Annotated in this window: 12 protein-coding genes and 1 tRNA gene; 6 read left to right on the forward strand and 7 right to left on the reverse strand. The window is 34.4% G+C overall.

Annotation, left to right across the window (positions count from 1 at the left end; genetic code table 11):
• Positions 1-231 precede the first annotated feature (231 nt).
• Entirely contained in the window at positions 232-3,483 is a 3,252-nt protein-coding gene (gene ileS / locus NFRAN_RS01740) for an isoleucine--tRNA ligase (protein WP_134482803.1), read from the reverse strand.
• A gap of 238 nt (positions 3,484-3,721) precedes the next feature.
• Here ileS and ppa point away from each other — a divergent pair, with 238 nt between their 5' ends.
• Complete coding sequence (gene ppa, locus NFRAN_RS01745; protein WP_134482804.1) at positions 3,722-4,255, forward strand: inorganic diphosphatase; 534 nt, start codon at positions 3,722-3,724, stop codon at positions 4,253-4,255.
• Here the strand turns inward: ppa and NFRAN_RS01750 are convergent, their stop codons facing one another.
• Positions 4,256-5,593, reverse strand: coding sequence for an AAA family ATPase (locus NFRAN_RS01750; RefSeq protein ID WP_134482805.1), 1,338 nt, complete (start codon positions 5,591-5,593; stop codon positions 4,256-4,258). It lies immediately after the preceding gene.
• A gap of 190 nt (positions 5,594-5,783) precedes the next feature.
• On the opposite strand from NFRAN_RS01750, the gene NFRAN_RS01755 reads away from it, so the two are divergent.
• Positions 5,784-6,587: a TrmB family transcriptional regulator gene (locus tag NFRAN_RS01755; RefSeq protein ID WP_134482806.1), complete on the forward strand. Its 804-nt coding sequence runs from the start codon at positions 5,784-5,786 to the stop codon at positions 6,585-6,587.
• Here NFRAN_RS01755 and NFRAN_RS01760 read toward each other — a convergent pair.
• Positions 6,577-7,443, reverse strand: a complete 867-nt coding sequence (locus NFRAN_RS01760) for an NAD(P)H-hydrate dehydratase (RefSeq protein ID WP_134482807.1) — start codon at positions 7,441-7,443, stop codon at positions 6,577-6,579. The genes NFRAN_RS01755 and NFRAN_RS01760 overlap by 11 nt on opposite strands.
• A gap of 89 nt (positions 7,444-7,532) precedes the next feature.
• Between NFRAN_RS01760 and NFRAN_RS01765 the strand changes: the two genes are divergently transcribed.
• Both NFRAN_RS01765 and NFRAN_RS01775 read left to right on the forward strand, forming a co-directional pair.
• On the forward strand, positions 7,533-7,739 hold the full coding sequence (locus NFRAN_RS01765) for a hypothetical protein (RefSeq protein WP_232037912.1): 207 nt from the start codon (positions 7,533-7,535) through the stop codon (positions 7,737-7,739).
• 486 nt (positions 7,740-8,225) lie between these two features.
• On the forward strand, positions 8,226-9,446 hold the full coding sequence (locus tag NFRAN_RS01775) for an adenosylhomocysteinase (protein ID WP_134482809.1): 1,221 nt from the start codon (positions 8,226-8,228) through the stop codon (positions 9,444-9,446).
• A 258-nt stretch (positions 9,447-9,704) separates the two neighbouring features.
• Here the strand turns inward: NFRAN_RS01775 and NFRAN_RS01780 are convergent, their stop codons facing one another.
• On the reverse strand, positions 9,705-10,202 hold the full coding sequence (locus NFRAN_RS01780; RefSeq protein WP_134482810.1) for a hypothetical protein: 498 nt from the start codon (positions 10,200-10,202) through the stop codon (positions 9,705-9,707).
• Positions 10,189-10,995, reverse strand: coding sequence for an NAD(+)/NADH kinase (locus NFRAN_RS01785; protein ID WP_172602040.1), 807 nt, complete (start codon positions 10,993-10,995; stop codon positions 10,189-10,191). The genes NFRAN_RS01780 and NFRAN_RS01785 overlap by 14 nt, the downstream gene beginning before the upstream one ends.
• A 327-nt stretch (positions 10,996-11,322) precedes the next feature.
• On the opposite strand from NFRAN_RS01785, the gene NFRAN_RS01790 reads away from it, so the two are divergent.
• Positions 11,323-11,396 (forward strand) — tRNA-Ile (locus NFRAN_RS01790).
• Positions 11,397-11,634: 238 nt separating this feature from the next.
• Here the strand turns inward: NFRAN_RS01790 and NFRAN_RS01795 are convergent.
• Both NFRAN_RS01795 and NFRAN_RS01800 read right to left on the reverse strand, forming a co-directional pair.
• Positions 11,635-11,919, reverse strand: a complete 285-nt coding sequence (locus tag NFRAN_RS01795) for a hypothetical protein (protein WP_134482812.1) — start codon at positions 11,917-11,919, stop codon at positions 11,635-11,637.
• A gap of 1,054 nt (positions 11,920-12,973) precedes the next feature.
• Positions 12,974-13,579, reverse strand: coding sequence for a DDE-type integrase/transposase/recombinase (locus NFRAN_RS01800; protein WP_134482534.1), 606 nt, complete (start codon positions 13,577-13,579; stop codon positions 12,974-12,976).
• Between the two features lie 144 nt (positions 13,580-13,723).
• Here NFRAN_RS01800 and NFRAN_RS01805 point away from each other — a divergent pair, with 144 nt between their 5' ends.
• Positions 13,724-15,622, forward strand: a complete 1,899-nt coding sequence (locus NFRAN_RS01805; RefSeq protein WP_134482813.1) for a sensor histidine kinase — start codon at positions 13,724-13,726, stop codon at positions 15,620-15,622.
• The last annotated feature ends 201 nt before the right edge of the window (positions 15,623-15,823 follow it).

A 15,823-nucleotide genomic window follows, 5' to 3' on the forward strand; every position in this document is an offset into this window, starting at 1 on the left:
TCATGCTATAGGGTACTAATTAACCAGATTACTATAGATCATTTCTATCGATATTTTAAAATATTTTTCATAGTTTTATTCCAATTTAGTTTAGTTTTTGGATAAAATTGTTATTATGTCAATCATAGTTTGATATATCAAAATAACGACTAGAATCTCCAGTGGTTAATGAGAACAACTTTTTACACATGAATAATCACTCTGAAAATATCATCTAAATCTAACACGGGTCTAGCGAATATAAATAGCAATATCCTTTCCGTCTATGTCAATTTGTTTCCATTTAAAATTACTATCAGAAGTTCCTTGAGGAAATTCAATCTTTTGAACTCTTACCAAATTCTTTAAATCTGTCTCGAATTTTTGTAACTTTCCTATTTCATCTTTACTAAAATTGGAAATATAAGCGGTGTTGAGAATCGCCGTGGGGGAATAACCCAATTCTTTCCTCAACTGTTGAATATTTCGTGCCAAATCCTTGATCATCCCTCTTAAGATAAGTTCATCGTTACGATGCTTATTCAATAAGAGAATAAGATTGTCTTTCTCAAGTGCAGTGTACTCATTAGTAGTTTCAAAATCTATATTAATATCCTGTAACGTCAGATCTACAGATTTACCTTCAGAATATTCGAAATTAAATGACCCGAATTGCTGAAGTCGTTGTAGGACATCAACCTTATTTGTTTTTTCAAATTTTTCAATTAACACTCCAATGTCACCCTTTACTATCTTTGCAATGGTTTTTCTGTTAATCGTAAGAATAGGTATTATAGGAGCATTACTTTTCAGAATATCGAGTATTTTGGCTGCATTATTTTCCAAATTTATCTTCTTGATAATAACAGTTTCGATATTCATTTGCCCCTTTAATAATTCAATCATTCCTTCGAGTTCAAGAAAACTAGTATCATCTGTGAATACATAAATCGTCTCTAGAGGCCATCTTCTTTTTAACATGTTTTTATTTCTCAAAGCAAAAGACATTGAAGATATTTCCTTAATCTTATCAAAAGCAGATTCAATTTTGTCACTAGATACCCTTTTCAAAAAATCTAGATCTAAAGACCTATCCTGCAATATCAAATCATACTGTTTAAAACAGGTTTGATACAAGTATTCTGTAATAAATGGACATATTGGATGCAAAATTACGTCTAGTGAAAATAGACAACGAGACAGGATCTTGTATATTGTAAACCTTCGCCCTTTATCTTCTGCGTTATCGCTCCACAAATCATATCTAATAAGAGGTATGTATGTCTGACTCAAAGAATTTATGATGAAATTTTCAATTTCATGGCAGGCTTCGTGGAAGCGGCAAGTATCTAAATGATAATTCACATTCGAAATTAGTTTGGCAAGCTTAGTTAATATCCAAATGTCCTGACTTTTTAGTAAATCCTTCTCAATATTCATTTCTCCTTTTCCAGTTAAAGATTGATATCTAAATTTATCATACTCAGCATTCTGTTCATAATACACATGTAGATAGTACAATGTACTTAATACCTGATGCGGTCTCGAAATCATTTCTTTCGGGTCAAAATTCAAGGGTTCAATTGGAGACGACTTCCACATCATGTAAAACCGTACTAAGTCTACTGGATTGTTTCGTAGAAGGGTAAACGCATCAACGACGTTCCCTAGGCTTTTGCTCATTTTATTACCCCGTTCGTCTAGAACATGACCAGTAAATAAGAACGATCTGAATGGAGATTGGGGGATATTCTTAAGAATCACATTTAGGATCAATAAAGTATAAGCCCATCCTCTTGTTTGATCTATGCCTTCAGTGAGAAACGAAGCAGGAATAATATTTTCAAATTCCTTGTCTGTTAAAGAAGAATACGGTGCACTTCCACTGTTATGCCACGTATCTAAAACAAATGGTTCACGTACCATTTCCCCAGCGCAATTTCGGCATTCGATACTTATTTCATCTATCCACGGTCGATGTAGTTCAAAATTTTCACCGTGTGGTAGTTTAGTTGCTCTTTGAATGATTTCTCGCCTAGAAAACAATCCTTCAATTTTAGAACACTTTTTACATTTCCAGATGGGTAATGGAGTACCCCATACTCGTTCTCTTGAAATGCACCAAGGAATACGTTCTCTGATAATTTCAAGGAATCTGTTTTTTGGTTGCTCGTAAAAGTATTCGACGTTAGAAGCAGCTTCAAAAGGTTTGTTTCCCATTTGGTCAATCATATAAAAATACTCTTTTCTAGCTATCCAAACGATCTTATGATGAGATCTCCAGCATGTAGGGTATTTGTGCAATACTTTGGAAATCTGAACTAATGAATTAGCTTGCTTCATGTCTTCAACAATTTCAATATCTACATCCCTTACAAACTTATTTTGATACTTTCCCGCATCTCTTGTAAAAAATGCTCTGTCATCAATGGGTACAAAAATCGGTATTCCTCTCTTGGTGGCAATATTAAAATCATCTTCTCCATTGGCGGGTGACAGGTGTACTATTCCACTACCAGTTGTGAAATCAACAAAGTCTTCAGCAATAATATAATGAATCTTGTAATCGGAGGCAAGCTTCTGCAAACCGGGTATATTAGTCAGCAGAGGATGGATGTATGACTGACCCTCAAGTTCCTTCCCTTCAAATACATTTATTATTTCGTATTCGTCTATCATTAGCTCTTTCATAAGTCCTTCGAGTCTATTCTCAGAAACAATCCATTTCTCTGTAGAATTATTATGATTTATCTTAACAGTTGAGTAACTAGCCCTTGGGTTAATCCCTATCAATTCATCAGTTACGACTGTAAAAGGCATTGTAGTCCATACTACAACATAGGTGTCGGTGTTGACAAGTTTTACCTTATAGTAAAATGACGGGTCCTCAACCTGTTCATAGCCTTGGTTAATTTCAGCATTACTAAGAGAGGTCTGGCATGAAGGACAATAAGCGACTACTCTAAACCATTCCTTTAGAATTCCATCTTGAAATGCTTTTTTAATGTACGTCCACTCTCTTTCTATGTAGGAATCCTTGTATGTCCAATAAGCATTCTTATAATCAAAAGACATTCCTATAAGCTGATCAACTTCCAACCATTTTTGGTTATATTCGAGAATTATTTTCTTGCATGTTTCAACAATTTTTTCGACCCCTACTTTTTTTAAATTTTCAGACTTGCTGCCAGTTAGTCCCAAAATTTTTTCTGCCTGAAGCTCTACCGGCAACCCTTGCGAATCCCAGCCTGCGCGAAATATTGGTTTCTTTTTTTGTAGGAACGATTTCCTATACCATAGATCTTTTATTATTCTCCCCCTTAAATGACCCAGATGAGGCTCCCCATTCATAGTTGGAGGTCCCTCAATATAGCCTATGGTTGAACAAAAATTATCTGGATTGTCTACAAAATTCTGGATCCTATTCTTAACAATTGGATCATTGTAGTAAGTTTTAACTTGATTTTCGATATCTTTTAGATCTAATTTATTACCCAGATTCATTGATAACTGAATCCAACCCCATATCCATTCTTAAATTTTTGGAAAGTTTGATCTTAAATTAATCAAAATCGCTAGAAATATGGTTGAATATGTGTTCACTATGTTAAATGGATGATAGATAGATATACATTGACGTTTCATAGAAGTTATATATTCTACATCGATTACAATAGAGAAATATTTTTGTTGCAGACTTGGCTAAACATAGGAATATATTAAAAAGAAGAAAACACAAATTATGAATATTTTCGACCGAATTGGTTCAGGGAAGAATCCTCCTAGCAATATTAACGTGGTTATAGAAATCCCGCAGAATAGTAATATAAAATATGAAGTTGATTCTGAATCAGGAATTTTGTTTGTAGATAGAAAATTGCATACTTCAATGGTTTACCCTTTCAATTATGGATTTATTCCAATGACAAGAGAGGAGGATGGCGACCCAATAGATATCTTGGTGATGAGTAACGATGCATTTTCCCCATTATCAGTAGTAAGATCAAAACCGATAGGAGTTTTAATAATGGAAGACGAAGAAGGGCAGGACTCAAAAATTATTGCGGTGCCCGATGAAAAAATAGACAATGATTATTCAAAATACACAGAAATAGATCAGCTGGATAGCAGGATTTTAGATAAAATTAAGCATTTTTTTGAACATTACAAAGAGCTCGAAAAAGGAAAATTCGTAAAGGTAATTGGATGGGAAAATAGCAAAAGAGCAGAAAGCATAATAAACGAGGGGATAGAACGATTCGGTAAAAAAAAATAATTATAATGCTTTAAATTGTTCACTCCAACGAACATATGCACGTAACATGTCTGAGCTCACGCTGGGTTTCCTAACCTTAAACATTTCTTTGAAATCCGAAAGGGTCAATTCCCTCGGAAGGACAGTATCATCAGCTGGTTCTCCTTTTTCAAAAAGCTCATTTACGACTTTTAATTGCGCAGACTGGCATATGTCTTTGATATCGCTAGCACTATAAGAATCCGAAAGCTTTGCTAAATCGTCCACCTTAACAGTCTGATCTCGTGCTAATTTTGATAAATACTGCTTAAAAAGATTCTTACGTGAAGCAATATCAGGTAAGGTAACATAAATTCGCTTCTGAAATCTTCTCAAAAATCCTGATTCTAGACTCCAAGGTTTGTTTGTTGCACCGATAACATATAAGAAAGAGTCCTTGGATTTTCCATTTATCCCATCCATTTCCGTTAAAAATTGATTTTTCACTCTGACCTCTCCCCCTACTTCTCCATTGCGAGTACCTAGTAGCGAATCAATTTCATCAATAAACAACAAAATAGGAATTTTTTCCTTTTCATGCAGCGCCCTTGCGAATGTAAAAAGTTTTGATATATTCTTCTCTGCCTCACCCAGCCATTTGCTCATCATAGAAGCAGCATCTATATTAATAAAATAACCGTGTATCTCCGCTGCTGCTGCAGCCGCTAGTAGAGTTTTACCACAACCTGGCGGGCCAAAAAGTAATATCCCACGAGGCCAGCCTAGTGGAAACAGATCTGCTCTTTTAGTAGGGTAAACGATCGATTCTCTGATGGCCCTCTTTGCATCATCTAAACCTACAACTTCTTTCCATGTAACCATCGGTTTTTCTTTTAGAACAAGATTTTCAAGATCTTTACCTAATTCCTGGATTAGGGTTGTACTATTAGCAGTACTATTCATGTTAGAATTATGATCATGACTTGTCCCACTGCTACGATGTATCGTATTAGGAGACGTAGGATTTATTCTAAATGGGTTATTATTGTTTGACAATTTGGTATCATGAGATCTGGAACGATTATTATTGTTAATATGTTCCTTCATACCAGTTACAACTGTATTCCCCTGTTTTTCATCTTCCGCTATTCCGTTGGCCATCTGGATTGCCTTTATCCTATTTTGATACGCACTTGCCCGTTCAAGATAGACCCTATTCAACTTGTATTCTGGATAAATCTGTACCAATTTAATCAGTGCTTCTGCGGCCCTCTGATAGGAGTTTATTGCAGAGGAATGTGAACCCTGAGAATCTAGCTTTATAGCTTCTGCAGCGAATTTACTCGCAGTATTCTCTAATTCCTGTGGTGCAAGTGTCATCTTTGTATATTCTCAAATATGCTTATTAATTCATTTGAAAGGATACAAAGTAAACATAATTCATCTAAACGATAAAAAAATATAGACCCATTTATGTGCTGAAGTATCTTGATACTTTCTTTTTTTTTAATCAATAATCCAAAAATTTTGACTATTTGCCTTCTATTCTATGGTAATAAATTAACCCTTGATGTCAAAAGAAAACTTTAGGGGCAATGAAATGTTGGGTGGTCTAGAAGAACTAGGATTATCAAAATACGAGGCATCAGCTTACCTTGGATTATTAGGTAAGGGCATGGTTTCAGCAACTGAGCTCGCATTTTGTTCAGATTTGCCTAGAACCAAAATTTATTTTATATTAAAGAAATTGGAAAAGAAAAAGTTGGTTTTCATCAATAATCAAAAACCTTTGACCTTTAGGGCTCTTCCCCCTAAGGATTCATTTAGTAATATTTTAAAAAAATATGAAAAAAAAATTAAGGACATGAGAGACATCATAGATTCTCTACAGCAAATAAATGATGAAGGATTAGAGAAAAAAGGCCTTGAAGAACGAAGATATTTGATCCTCAATCAAATGTACACAGACAAGAAAATTAAAGAGCTCATAAAGTCATCCCGCGAGAAGATCAATATTGCACTTAATTCATGGGGAAATATTCTTTTAAGATCTGTTAAAGATGAAATATTCCAAGCAGTAATTCGAGGAGTCAAAATAAGAATACTTTTTGATAATCTATCGAATGCAGATTCAATTATCTTACCAAATGCAGTTGATAAGAAAAGAGCCAATATTAGTACGAACTTATTTATCTTTGACAACGATGTTGCGATACTAATAAACAATGATGGAACTAAATCGGCTTATTTCGATTCGCATGAGATCTTTAAAACAGTTTTAACCAACCATTTTAAAGATATATGGGATTCAGATAACAATCAATCAAAAATCAAGAGCACTACTACGTTCGATACAATTAATGTCAGTCGTTAACGACATCATAATCTTTCATTACAAATGGTAATTCAGCGAGTAAATCTGATGCCATCATGTGTAGGCCTATTTTGCTAGACACTTTAAGAGCAGCCATACCGTTAAAGTACAAACCCAGTAAAGAAGCATGAATAGGCTCATGCTTTGTAAGAAATCCAGCAACAAGGCCCGAAAGAATGTCTCCAGTTCCACCCACGGTCATGGAAGGAGTTGACCGTTGAATCACATATACCTTATCACCATCAGAAACAATGTTCCAAAAACCCTTCAACGTAATAATGAGTCCATACTCTTTTGCCATTTTAGTAACAAGCGTTATCTGATCATTTAGACTGCCAGTCGGAAGTTCTCCAAATAGGCGTTTAAATTCTCCACCGTGCGGAGTAACGATAGTCTTGGTATTTGTTATATCTTTCAAAATATCAGGTACCAATGCTCCGGCATCTACCAATAAACGAACATCTGACTTGATTAGTCCATTGATTAGTGTTAAAAGGGACTGAGATTTTGAGAAACTCAACCCCATTCCGATACCAGCTGCATCAATTTTCTTAGGAATTGAATTCAATAATCGCCGAGCTGCTCCGCTTGTTAATTTATCGTCTGGGAAGGGGATAAAAATTAGATCAGCAGAAAAATTTCTGGAAGGTATCAAATTAATTTTTGGAATAGCAGTATATACCAAATCTGTGCCGCTCCTTAGTGCAGCAATTGAAGATAGCAACGGAGCACCGTGGTACATTCGACTGCCCCCTACTATGAGCGCTATTCCATTGTCACCTTTTCTGGATTTTTTATTACGTGGAAGAATAATTTCCCTTACAAGGTTTGAATCCACATTAGAATAAATTTTCATTTTAGAGTAGCTATAACAAATCCTTGTGTGGTAATTAGTATTTTCCCATTAAACAAAAATAAAGGCGTAGCATAAAAGGATCATAAGTATTGGTACGAGAAAAGGGAAATAAGAAGATGGATAAATCAAAATTAGAAAGTTTTATCCCCAAATCAGTGGTGCCTCCAGAAATTGATACTCATTTTCAACTGTACGGAAAGCATATGTGGGAAGTAAATTATAGTGAAAGGTGTCCTGTGTGTGACAAGCGAATTGATGAGTTTGGCCTTTGCGCATGTAGTGGATTCACAGGATAATAACTAATTTGTTGAGTATTAGAGAATAATCAAGAGTTGAAATCATTGTCGAAACTAAAGGTTTTCTAATAATGAATAAATACCTGGTGGAATAAAGAGTAGTTATGAGTAATGAAGTCATGGGTGCGGTAACCTATGAGTGCATGTCTTGTGGTACTAACGTAACCGCTGAAGAACTTTCTTACCTACCAGAAATAAAATGTATTTGTGGATTCAGAGTTTTTAGAAAAGTCCGACAACCGATTATTAAACAGTTAAAAGCGATTTAAGTGAAAATAAAATGTCCTGATTGTAAAAACGCAGCCGAGCTGTCCGATGATTTCTCGTCAGTCCAGTGCAGTAATTGCGGTTTCAATATGTCATATGGTGATTATGTCAGGTACATAGCATACAAGGATCCTAGATACTCAGATATTCTAGGAGATTATAAAAAATAGTGGTAGACTGAATTTATTTATGTCATAGTCGAGTTGTTGTCATTATTATTTGAACTCCGATAGTGATTCAAAAAAAGGGTACCTATGGGCAAAAAGTAGAATGCCCATTTTGAATAGAATAGTAAGAAAGTATTCCAAGAGTAAAATATTGTCCGATTTTAAATTGGGAATGTGTTTACACATAACTTATGAAACAGCCGTACTTGTAACGGCTCTTTCAAGAGCGGGTGCAATGATATCGTTATGCCCAGCCAATCCTTTGTCTAGTAAAGATCATGTAATTGATTACTTACATTCGGAGGTAGCAAATGTAAAATTGTTCGTGAATAATCGAGAAGACTATTCATCATTTTACAAAAATATGGACAGAGTGTTGGATACAAAACCACAAATTATAACAGACGATGGAGGAGAATTGCACAAGAAGGCAATCTTAAGATCTCAGAATGTGGTTGGTGGAACGGAGGAAACTACGTCTGGAGTAAACAGGTTGAGAATGCTCAGCAAAGACGGCAAGCTAACATATCCTATTATAGCAGCAAATGAATCAATCATGAAACTGTTGCTTGACAATAAATTTGGAACAGGACAAAGTACCATTCAAGGAATTATAAATACGACCGGCGTAATGGTGGCAAATAAGAGAATAGTAGTTTGTGGTTATGGTTGGGTCGGCAAAGGAGTTGCCAGAGTTGCCAAAGGCATGGGTGCAAAAGTAACGATCGCGGAGGTAGATCCTCTACTAGCAATTGAGGCATACCTTGATGGATTTGAGGTTGGTCCATTAGAGAAACTTCTAGCTAATAATGATATATTCATAACATGTACTGGCCAATTCAACGTTATAGGTCGAGATCATTTCCACAAGCTAAAAGAAGGGGCAATTTTGTGCAATGCTGGGCATTTTGATGTTGAAATCGATGTCAATTATCTTAATGAAATGGATCCAAGTCATTTCGATCCCCGCCCAAATGTTACTTGCTATCACACAAATCGTAGTCAATGCAAAAAGAAATTTTACCTCATCACAAGAGGGAGAGTAGTTAATCTGGTTGGAGCAGAAGGAAATTCCCCTGAGGTGATGGATATCTCTTTCTCCAATCAATTTTTGGCTATAGTATATTTATCGAAGGCCGCGAGTAAGATGACTAACAGAGTATACAGGATGCCAAAGAAATTGGATAAGAAACTAGCACAATTGGTTCTTGCGGAACATGGAGTGGAAATAGATAGTCTTACACCTGACCAGATCAGCTATTTTAAAAGGTAATAATATAAAGAGCAACCCATATCAAGCTAATTTTTTGTTCTATAAAATTATTGATTTATTATTTATGCGTACAACGGAAGCAAGCATGCCTATCCGAATTCATATATTTACCCATTGTATTTACGCAAGCTATAAAACTTGTTCACGAGCATTCTAGTGGATTTTAAATATAAATTGGATGACACAGGTTTAATCTTACTCCGGCCAGATTGCTAAAGTATACGGTCCTTTGAGACTCGTGGTCATATGTATACATTGTCATGCTTGACTTTTACTTCTTTTAATCACTAATCGGTTCCCGCAATTTTCACAAAAATCTGAATTATTGGTAGAGCTTTTTCTACAAATACTACAGTATTTTCTTGCAATTCTTAAAGTAAAATTCTTTTTTCCGGGTGTTACTACTTTTAATGAAAGATGTTTTGCTATGTTTACTAGGGAAAAATCCGTTGAGAGTATAGGCAGGTTTAGCTGTAATGCTAGTGCTATAATGGAGCGGTCAGCATGAGACAAAAGAATTTTACCTACCTCGGTCTCCTTTTTCTTTACTTGAGATATGATTTCATCTGATGCCTGTATCATGATTACTTTCCTTGTAATCATCAAAAAATCTAGTCCGTCTATATTTTTCTTTATATGCTTTATCTCGTCAAATATTTGAGGCGTAATGTAGTATGTGTACTCAGCCGTAGTAAGAAAAGGTAACCCCATATAAAAGATATTTGCATCTGTTACGATTTTATTATGTAAATCCAAGTTTGGTTAGTTGTCTCAAATCATTCATTTTAAATCTTATGAACAATGCATCGTCTTGGTACTTTTTTATCGAGATCATGTGGTTTTTAGGAATCGATCGGGTCATCTGTCCATCCATTATGAGCTGAGTATCATGATTTACACTAACCTTAATACCATTCAATGGGGCCACGAATGAGGGAACCCTATTAACCGAGCCAATGGGAGTTACAAGGATACAATCAAGTTGTTCATGAATAATAGGTCCGTTGTTTGACAAGGCATGGCCTGTAGAGCCAGTAGGAGTGGAAATTATCATACCATCCATTTTTTGGCTTAAGGAACTATCATTCATGAACAGTGTAAAAATTGGTGTTTTGTCTAGCTCAGAACGCATCAATACAAAATCATTTAACACGGGTACGGTTGTATCATTTCCAATCTGTGCTATTATCCTTGTTCGCTTGTCTAAAAAAAATTCTCCATTTAGTAAGGGTTCTATAATTTTGTTTATAGAGTCCTTTGAAACTTCTGACAAAATCCCACGTGTCCCTCCCGCATTGACACATAGAACAGGAACTTCTGAAGGTAACGTTCTAAATGCTTTAATAGTAGTACCGTCTCCACCTATTGCTATTGCAAAGTCTAATGGTTTTTCCGAAAAATATTTTGTATTGTGGATCGCGTCTTTTTTGAATTCAATGATTTCGACGCCTTTCTTGGTCAATTTGGACTTAAGTATAAATGAAACCTTTTCAGATTCTTCATTATTTCTCTTAGTAAAAAAGGCAACAGATCGAATTCTCTTGATCAAACATTCTAAATTGATAAGTAGGGGTATATTTTGTTACTTGTTATCAATTTATAAAATTTCAATTTTGTCGATAGTAGCAGAGTCAGTAAAATCAGTAAAGCTAAATTTTGATTGTTTATGTTAAATCCATATAGATTCTAGAAAAATATATCAATGTGCCTAAAATGGCACCTGCACACCCACTGACTAGTTCTTTGATTCAATGAATTAAGATTAAATATGGATTTTTGTTCCTAATTTAATGCAAGTTTTTTTCTTATTGACTGGTAAATCCAACCAAAATTACATTTATATTAGAAAAATAGGACCTTAAAGAATTAACAAATAGGGCCGATAGCTCAGCTTGGTGGAGCGTTCGACTGATAATCGAAAGGCCGAGGGTTCAAATCCCTTTCGGCCCATTGCATTATCTTAAATTAGGCGAAGTAACTGAAACTAATTGCAAGGAAACTCCGGTTACAAATCTCTCTTACCTTACAGGTACGCATACATTTGATACAAATCCCAAATTTGTCTGTAATATTTACCTAGATAGGTTGTTTTCGTTGTGTGTTAGCCAGCGAGATTAAATAAATAAACCCAAATAACTCAATCTGATGTGCAACAGTCACAATTTCGGTCCTTCCAAATTTGCGGCACTTATCCAAAGCCATTACAACATTCTCGATCTAAATTGAAAGAAAGATAATTTTTGTTAACATTTTCCCTTATCCCAATCGACTGCGTAACTTGATCATACTGTTCAGAGACACCTTTATATGAGTAACAGTGGTTGTGATCATACCAACCATCCTTGCAACCCTGTATCTTAGCTGAGGATTTTTTAGTTTCGTCTGCACAGTAATGACTGGCCGCGTGGGCATTTTGGACAAGTAGAACGGGTGTCAAAGCCATTGAAGCAACTGCAATTGTAATAATCGGCACCCTCAGAATTATTCATCACACGCTTTGTTGTTAAATATATAAAAATATTTAATTCTCTTAGTATCAATCATCCAATTATTCTCATTTCATTTTTGTGATAACATTAACTCATTAATGATCAATTCGGTTATAGACGGTATGTAATATATAGTTAGAGTGAATGGATTCCTTGCTGATTCTAATTCAATAATTCAATACAATGATTTACAGCCGAATAATTATTCTATTTGAGAGGTAAACCTAAAATACTTCAAGTTGAAAAGCTCCCTGCATAAAAACTATTACCTCCTGTTAATTTATGCAGGCTTGTGTAAAATGATTAATGATTATCGCTGCCACATTTCTACATACTGATGCAAAGTCATCTGAATGCTCTATCATATGGAAACATATAATTTACAAAAGCAAATCATCAAATTAGCAATTAAGAGGATTACCATAAATTGCAACAAGATTTAGACAAAATATATAAATAAATCTTATTCAAATGCATCCTTTACCTAAAGAGGGTGGATCCGAAAATAACCCAATTTTTACAAGTACAAACAACTAATCTAGGATTAATCCCGCATAATGTCCTATAATCGTAAAATCATATAAGGAAGAAACATACTATGATAACCTTAACTCTTAATATCCTCCTTGAAGTAATCAAAAACAAATGATTATGAAATTATATCAAATCGTATCAAAAAAGTAGGTAATCTAACTTTTCTGATGATTTTAAAAGTCTCTTTTTAACTAGTGTACAATTGCTTTGAGAGAAACCATCTTTGAATCAACGTATTATCAATGACTTGGCTTCACAAAGTTTCCCAGAAATTTGGAGCTTGATCAAATATGAAATTATATGCTAATTTATAGCATAAAAAAATAGTGGATTGATTAATATAGTTACCAAATTGCTTATAAGATCTTTATCTAAGAAAAAAATCCAAAGCTACAGGAGGCAGAATCAAGGAACTCGTTATATTCCATGAGGTTGAAACCAAGTTTTTTATTGATTATGATGTTTGTTATAGTGATATATTTCATAGTTTAAAAACGGCTCTGTTCAGTTAACAGGTTTTAATTCCTTGTTGTGATAGTCGACAAACAGGTTCAACCAGTTTTTTACGTGTTTTAGTTTGCAGTTCTTTAGCCTGCAGGGAAAGTAATCATCGAAACTTTCAGTTCTGTCCTTGATATACTGCATTGTTCTTTCAATCAAGTTTTTTTCATAGGAGGAATGGAGATGGTGTTCTAATTTAAGGAATTGACAAGCCATGGGATACCAAGTACCACCATCTGTTGAAACTGGATGCTTTCCATAGTCTCTGACTATGTTTGACAGAAACCGTTCCGCAACAAACATGTTTCTCTCCTTAGAAATGGATAGTGAGAGAATTTCCTTACTTTTCGCATCTATTGCAACCCATAACCACGTGTATTCTGAACCAACCTTAAGCAATGTTTCATCTACAATGAATTCACATATCCTTCTTTGTTTTGTCTTGATAATCTTAGGTTGGTACTTTTGAATCCAGTTCCAGATAGTGACATGATTTCGTTTGATACAGTATGATAATCTTTCAGATGTTTTCCTAAGAGAAAGACCTGAAAAGTACAAATGTAAGCCATAATACACATATTTTGAAGGTGTTCTGTTTCTAGTATTCATAAAAGAGATAGGACATCTTCAAGCTATAGACTTGACGCTAAATGAACAGAGCCTTAAAAACAATTATATTTCTTTTATAGTAATCTATTTAATATTTCGAGTATTATGAGAATTTGATATATAACGAAAGTCGCGACAAGTATTTTGATTTTACTAATACCACTAATAATAGGTTCACTAATCTTTACTTCAATTGTATCATTGCAGAATTTTGCTGGAATTAGAACGAAATTTCTTGATATGTTTGAAGTTTCGGGATTGCAATTAGCAGAAAAACTATCAGACGAGATCCGCAAGGTAAAATCAGAGCTCCACCACCTATCTACGAACCCTATACTTCATAATATAAGTATTTCAAAAAGCTTCAAGTCACAGATTTTAGAAGATTCTTTCAGCCAAAGTGATCCAAAATATGCAAATATCGCAGTGTATGACATTGGCGGAAAATTAGTAATCGATACGGCCAATTCCAACACTAATGAAAGTTTTTCTGATGAGGAATTTTTTGAAAGAGCATTAGAGGGTCATTTTTTCTTTTATAGTATTCCCACACAATCGTTATCGAATCAAAGTCACTTCCACTTTTCAGGGCCTATTTATAACACAAATAGAACAGTTATTGGAGTTTTAGAAATTGAAGTGCCTGTTACCCTCATTGACAGTCTCTTGAACGAGAGTTTATTTTATAGTAACAAGTATAATAAAACCTTCAGGTTTGATGTCAAGTTGTTACACAACAACAGTATTTTTTATCATTCTAAAAGTTCTGAAGATCAACATATTGATGATCTTGGCATTATTTTAGAACAACTCAATACACTTGAGGATGGACTACATGTAATAGGAGATACTATGATGATTTCAATTCCACTATCCTTAGATGAGTATGGATTTGATGCAATCGGAAACTGGACTCTGGTTCTTGAAGGAGATCTATCTACTATAATGAACGATTATAACAAAACGGTAAGTGATTTTCTAATTTCGTCTGCAGTAATCATTATTATTACTATATTCGTTACCGTTTTTTCAGTAAGAAAAATAACAGATCCGGTTACACAATTAAAAAATTCAGCTTTGGAATTAAGTAAAAATAATTTTGAAAAGGAAATCATGGTAGAGGGTTCAAGTGAGGTTAAGGATCTTTCGATCGCCCTTGAGGTCATGAGAAGAAATATCATAAACTCGAGGAAGAACCTAATTAACAAGGTTAAGGAAAGAACAAGAGATTTGGAACATGCTATTGAAGAATTGAGATCTAAAGAAGCTCTGCTAAAAAACATCAACATAGAGCTAAGAAAGTCTACGCGTGCTAAAGAAGAATTCCTTTCTATGGTAAGTCATGAGCTAAAAACCCCCATTACACCAATGAAACTGTATGTTGAAATGATCCTTAAGGAAAATAAATCGAACAAGATATCCGACTTTCAATTAAAGGGCCTTAACATAGTATACAAGAACATTATTAAACTTGAGGCAATCGTTAACGATATTTTTACTGTATACAAGATGGAATCAGACAATTTTACTCTAAATAAAGAAGTTGTTAGTGTAGCAGAGTTGGTAGAAACAAATGTATCTGCATTAAGACCATTAATGAGAGACAAGGGAATTAAATTAAATGTAAATGTCGCCACCGATTCAAGTATTTATTGTGATCCAAATAGAATAAGCCAAGTATTTTTTAATTTGGTAAACAATGCAGTGGATCATGTTCCAGATAAAAATGGAAGAATTACAATAAGTGTCGAGAAACTAAGTGAAATTGAAGTATCTAATTCCATGTCACAGGAACACAACGATGTAAAAGCTAAAATACTATTTACCATAGAGGATAATGGCATAGGCATCAAGGAAGAAAATGTTGCAAATCTTTTTAAGAAATTTTACCAAATAGATACCGGACTCCGGAGAAAATATGGCGGTACCGGACTGGGTCTAGCAATTTCTAAAGGTATTATTGAATCCCATGGCGGATCAATATGGTTAGACTCAACTTACAAAGGCGGTGCTCGTTTTAGATTTAAATTAGATGCTTTATGATCTCACTGGACATTTATAATTAAAAATTCCATTGTTTGATACGTTGGTTCACAGGGATCAGATTTATATCCTGAAAAATAAAAGGGGATTTAAAAAGGATTTTATAGTTTACACATATGAAAAACAAAACGATCAATAATAGTTGCCGAGCGTTACTGTATGAAATTGAAGACAGCTAGTATATTCTAACTATATCTAATA

The sequence above is a fragment of the Candidatus Nitrosocosmicus franklandus genome, from assembly GCF_900696045.1.
Taxonomy (GTDB): Archaea; Thermoproteota; Nitrososphaeria; order Nitrososphaerales; family Nitrososphaeraceae; genus Nitrosocosmicus; species Nitrosocosmicus franklandus_A.

Excerpts from the sequence above, each read along its gene's own strand:
- ileS (WP_134482803.1), bottom strand. The coding sequence starts at position 3,483 with ATGAATCTGGGTAATAAATTAGATCTAAAAGATATCGAAAATCAAGTT.
- ppa (WP_134482804.1), top strand. The coding sequence starts at position 3,722 with ATGAATATTTTCGACCGAATTGGTTCAGGGAAGAATCCTCCTAGCAAT.
- NFRAN_RS01750 (WP_134482805.1), bottom strand. The coding sequence starts at position 5,593 with ATGACACTTGCACCACAGGAATTAGAGAATACTGCGAGTAAATTCGCT.
- NFRAN_RS01755 (WP_134482806.1), top strand. The coding sequence starts at position 5,784 with ATGTCAAAAGAAAACTTTAGGGGCAATGAAATGTTGGGTGGTCTAGAA.
- NFRAN_RS01760 (WP_134482807.1), bottom strand. The coding sequence starts at position 7,443 with ATGAAAATTTATTCTAATGTGGATTCAAACCTTGTAAGGGAAATTATT.
- NFRAN_RS01800 (WP_134482534.1), bottom strand. The coding sequence starts at position 13,579 with ATGAATACTAGAAACAGAACACCTTCAAAATATGTGTATTATGGCTTA.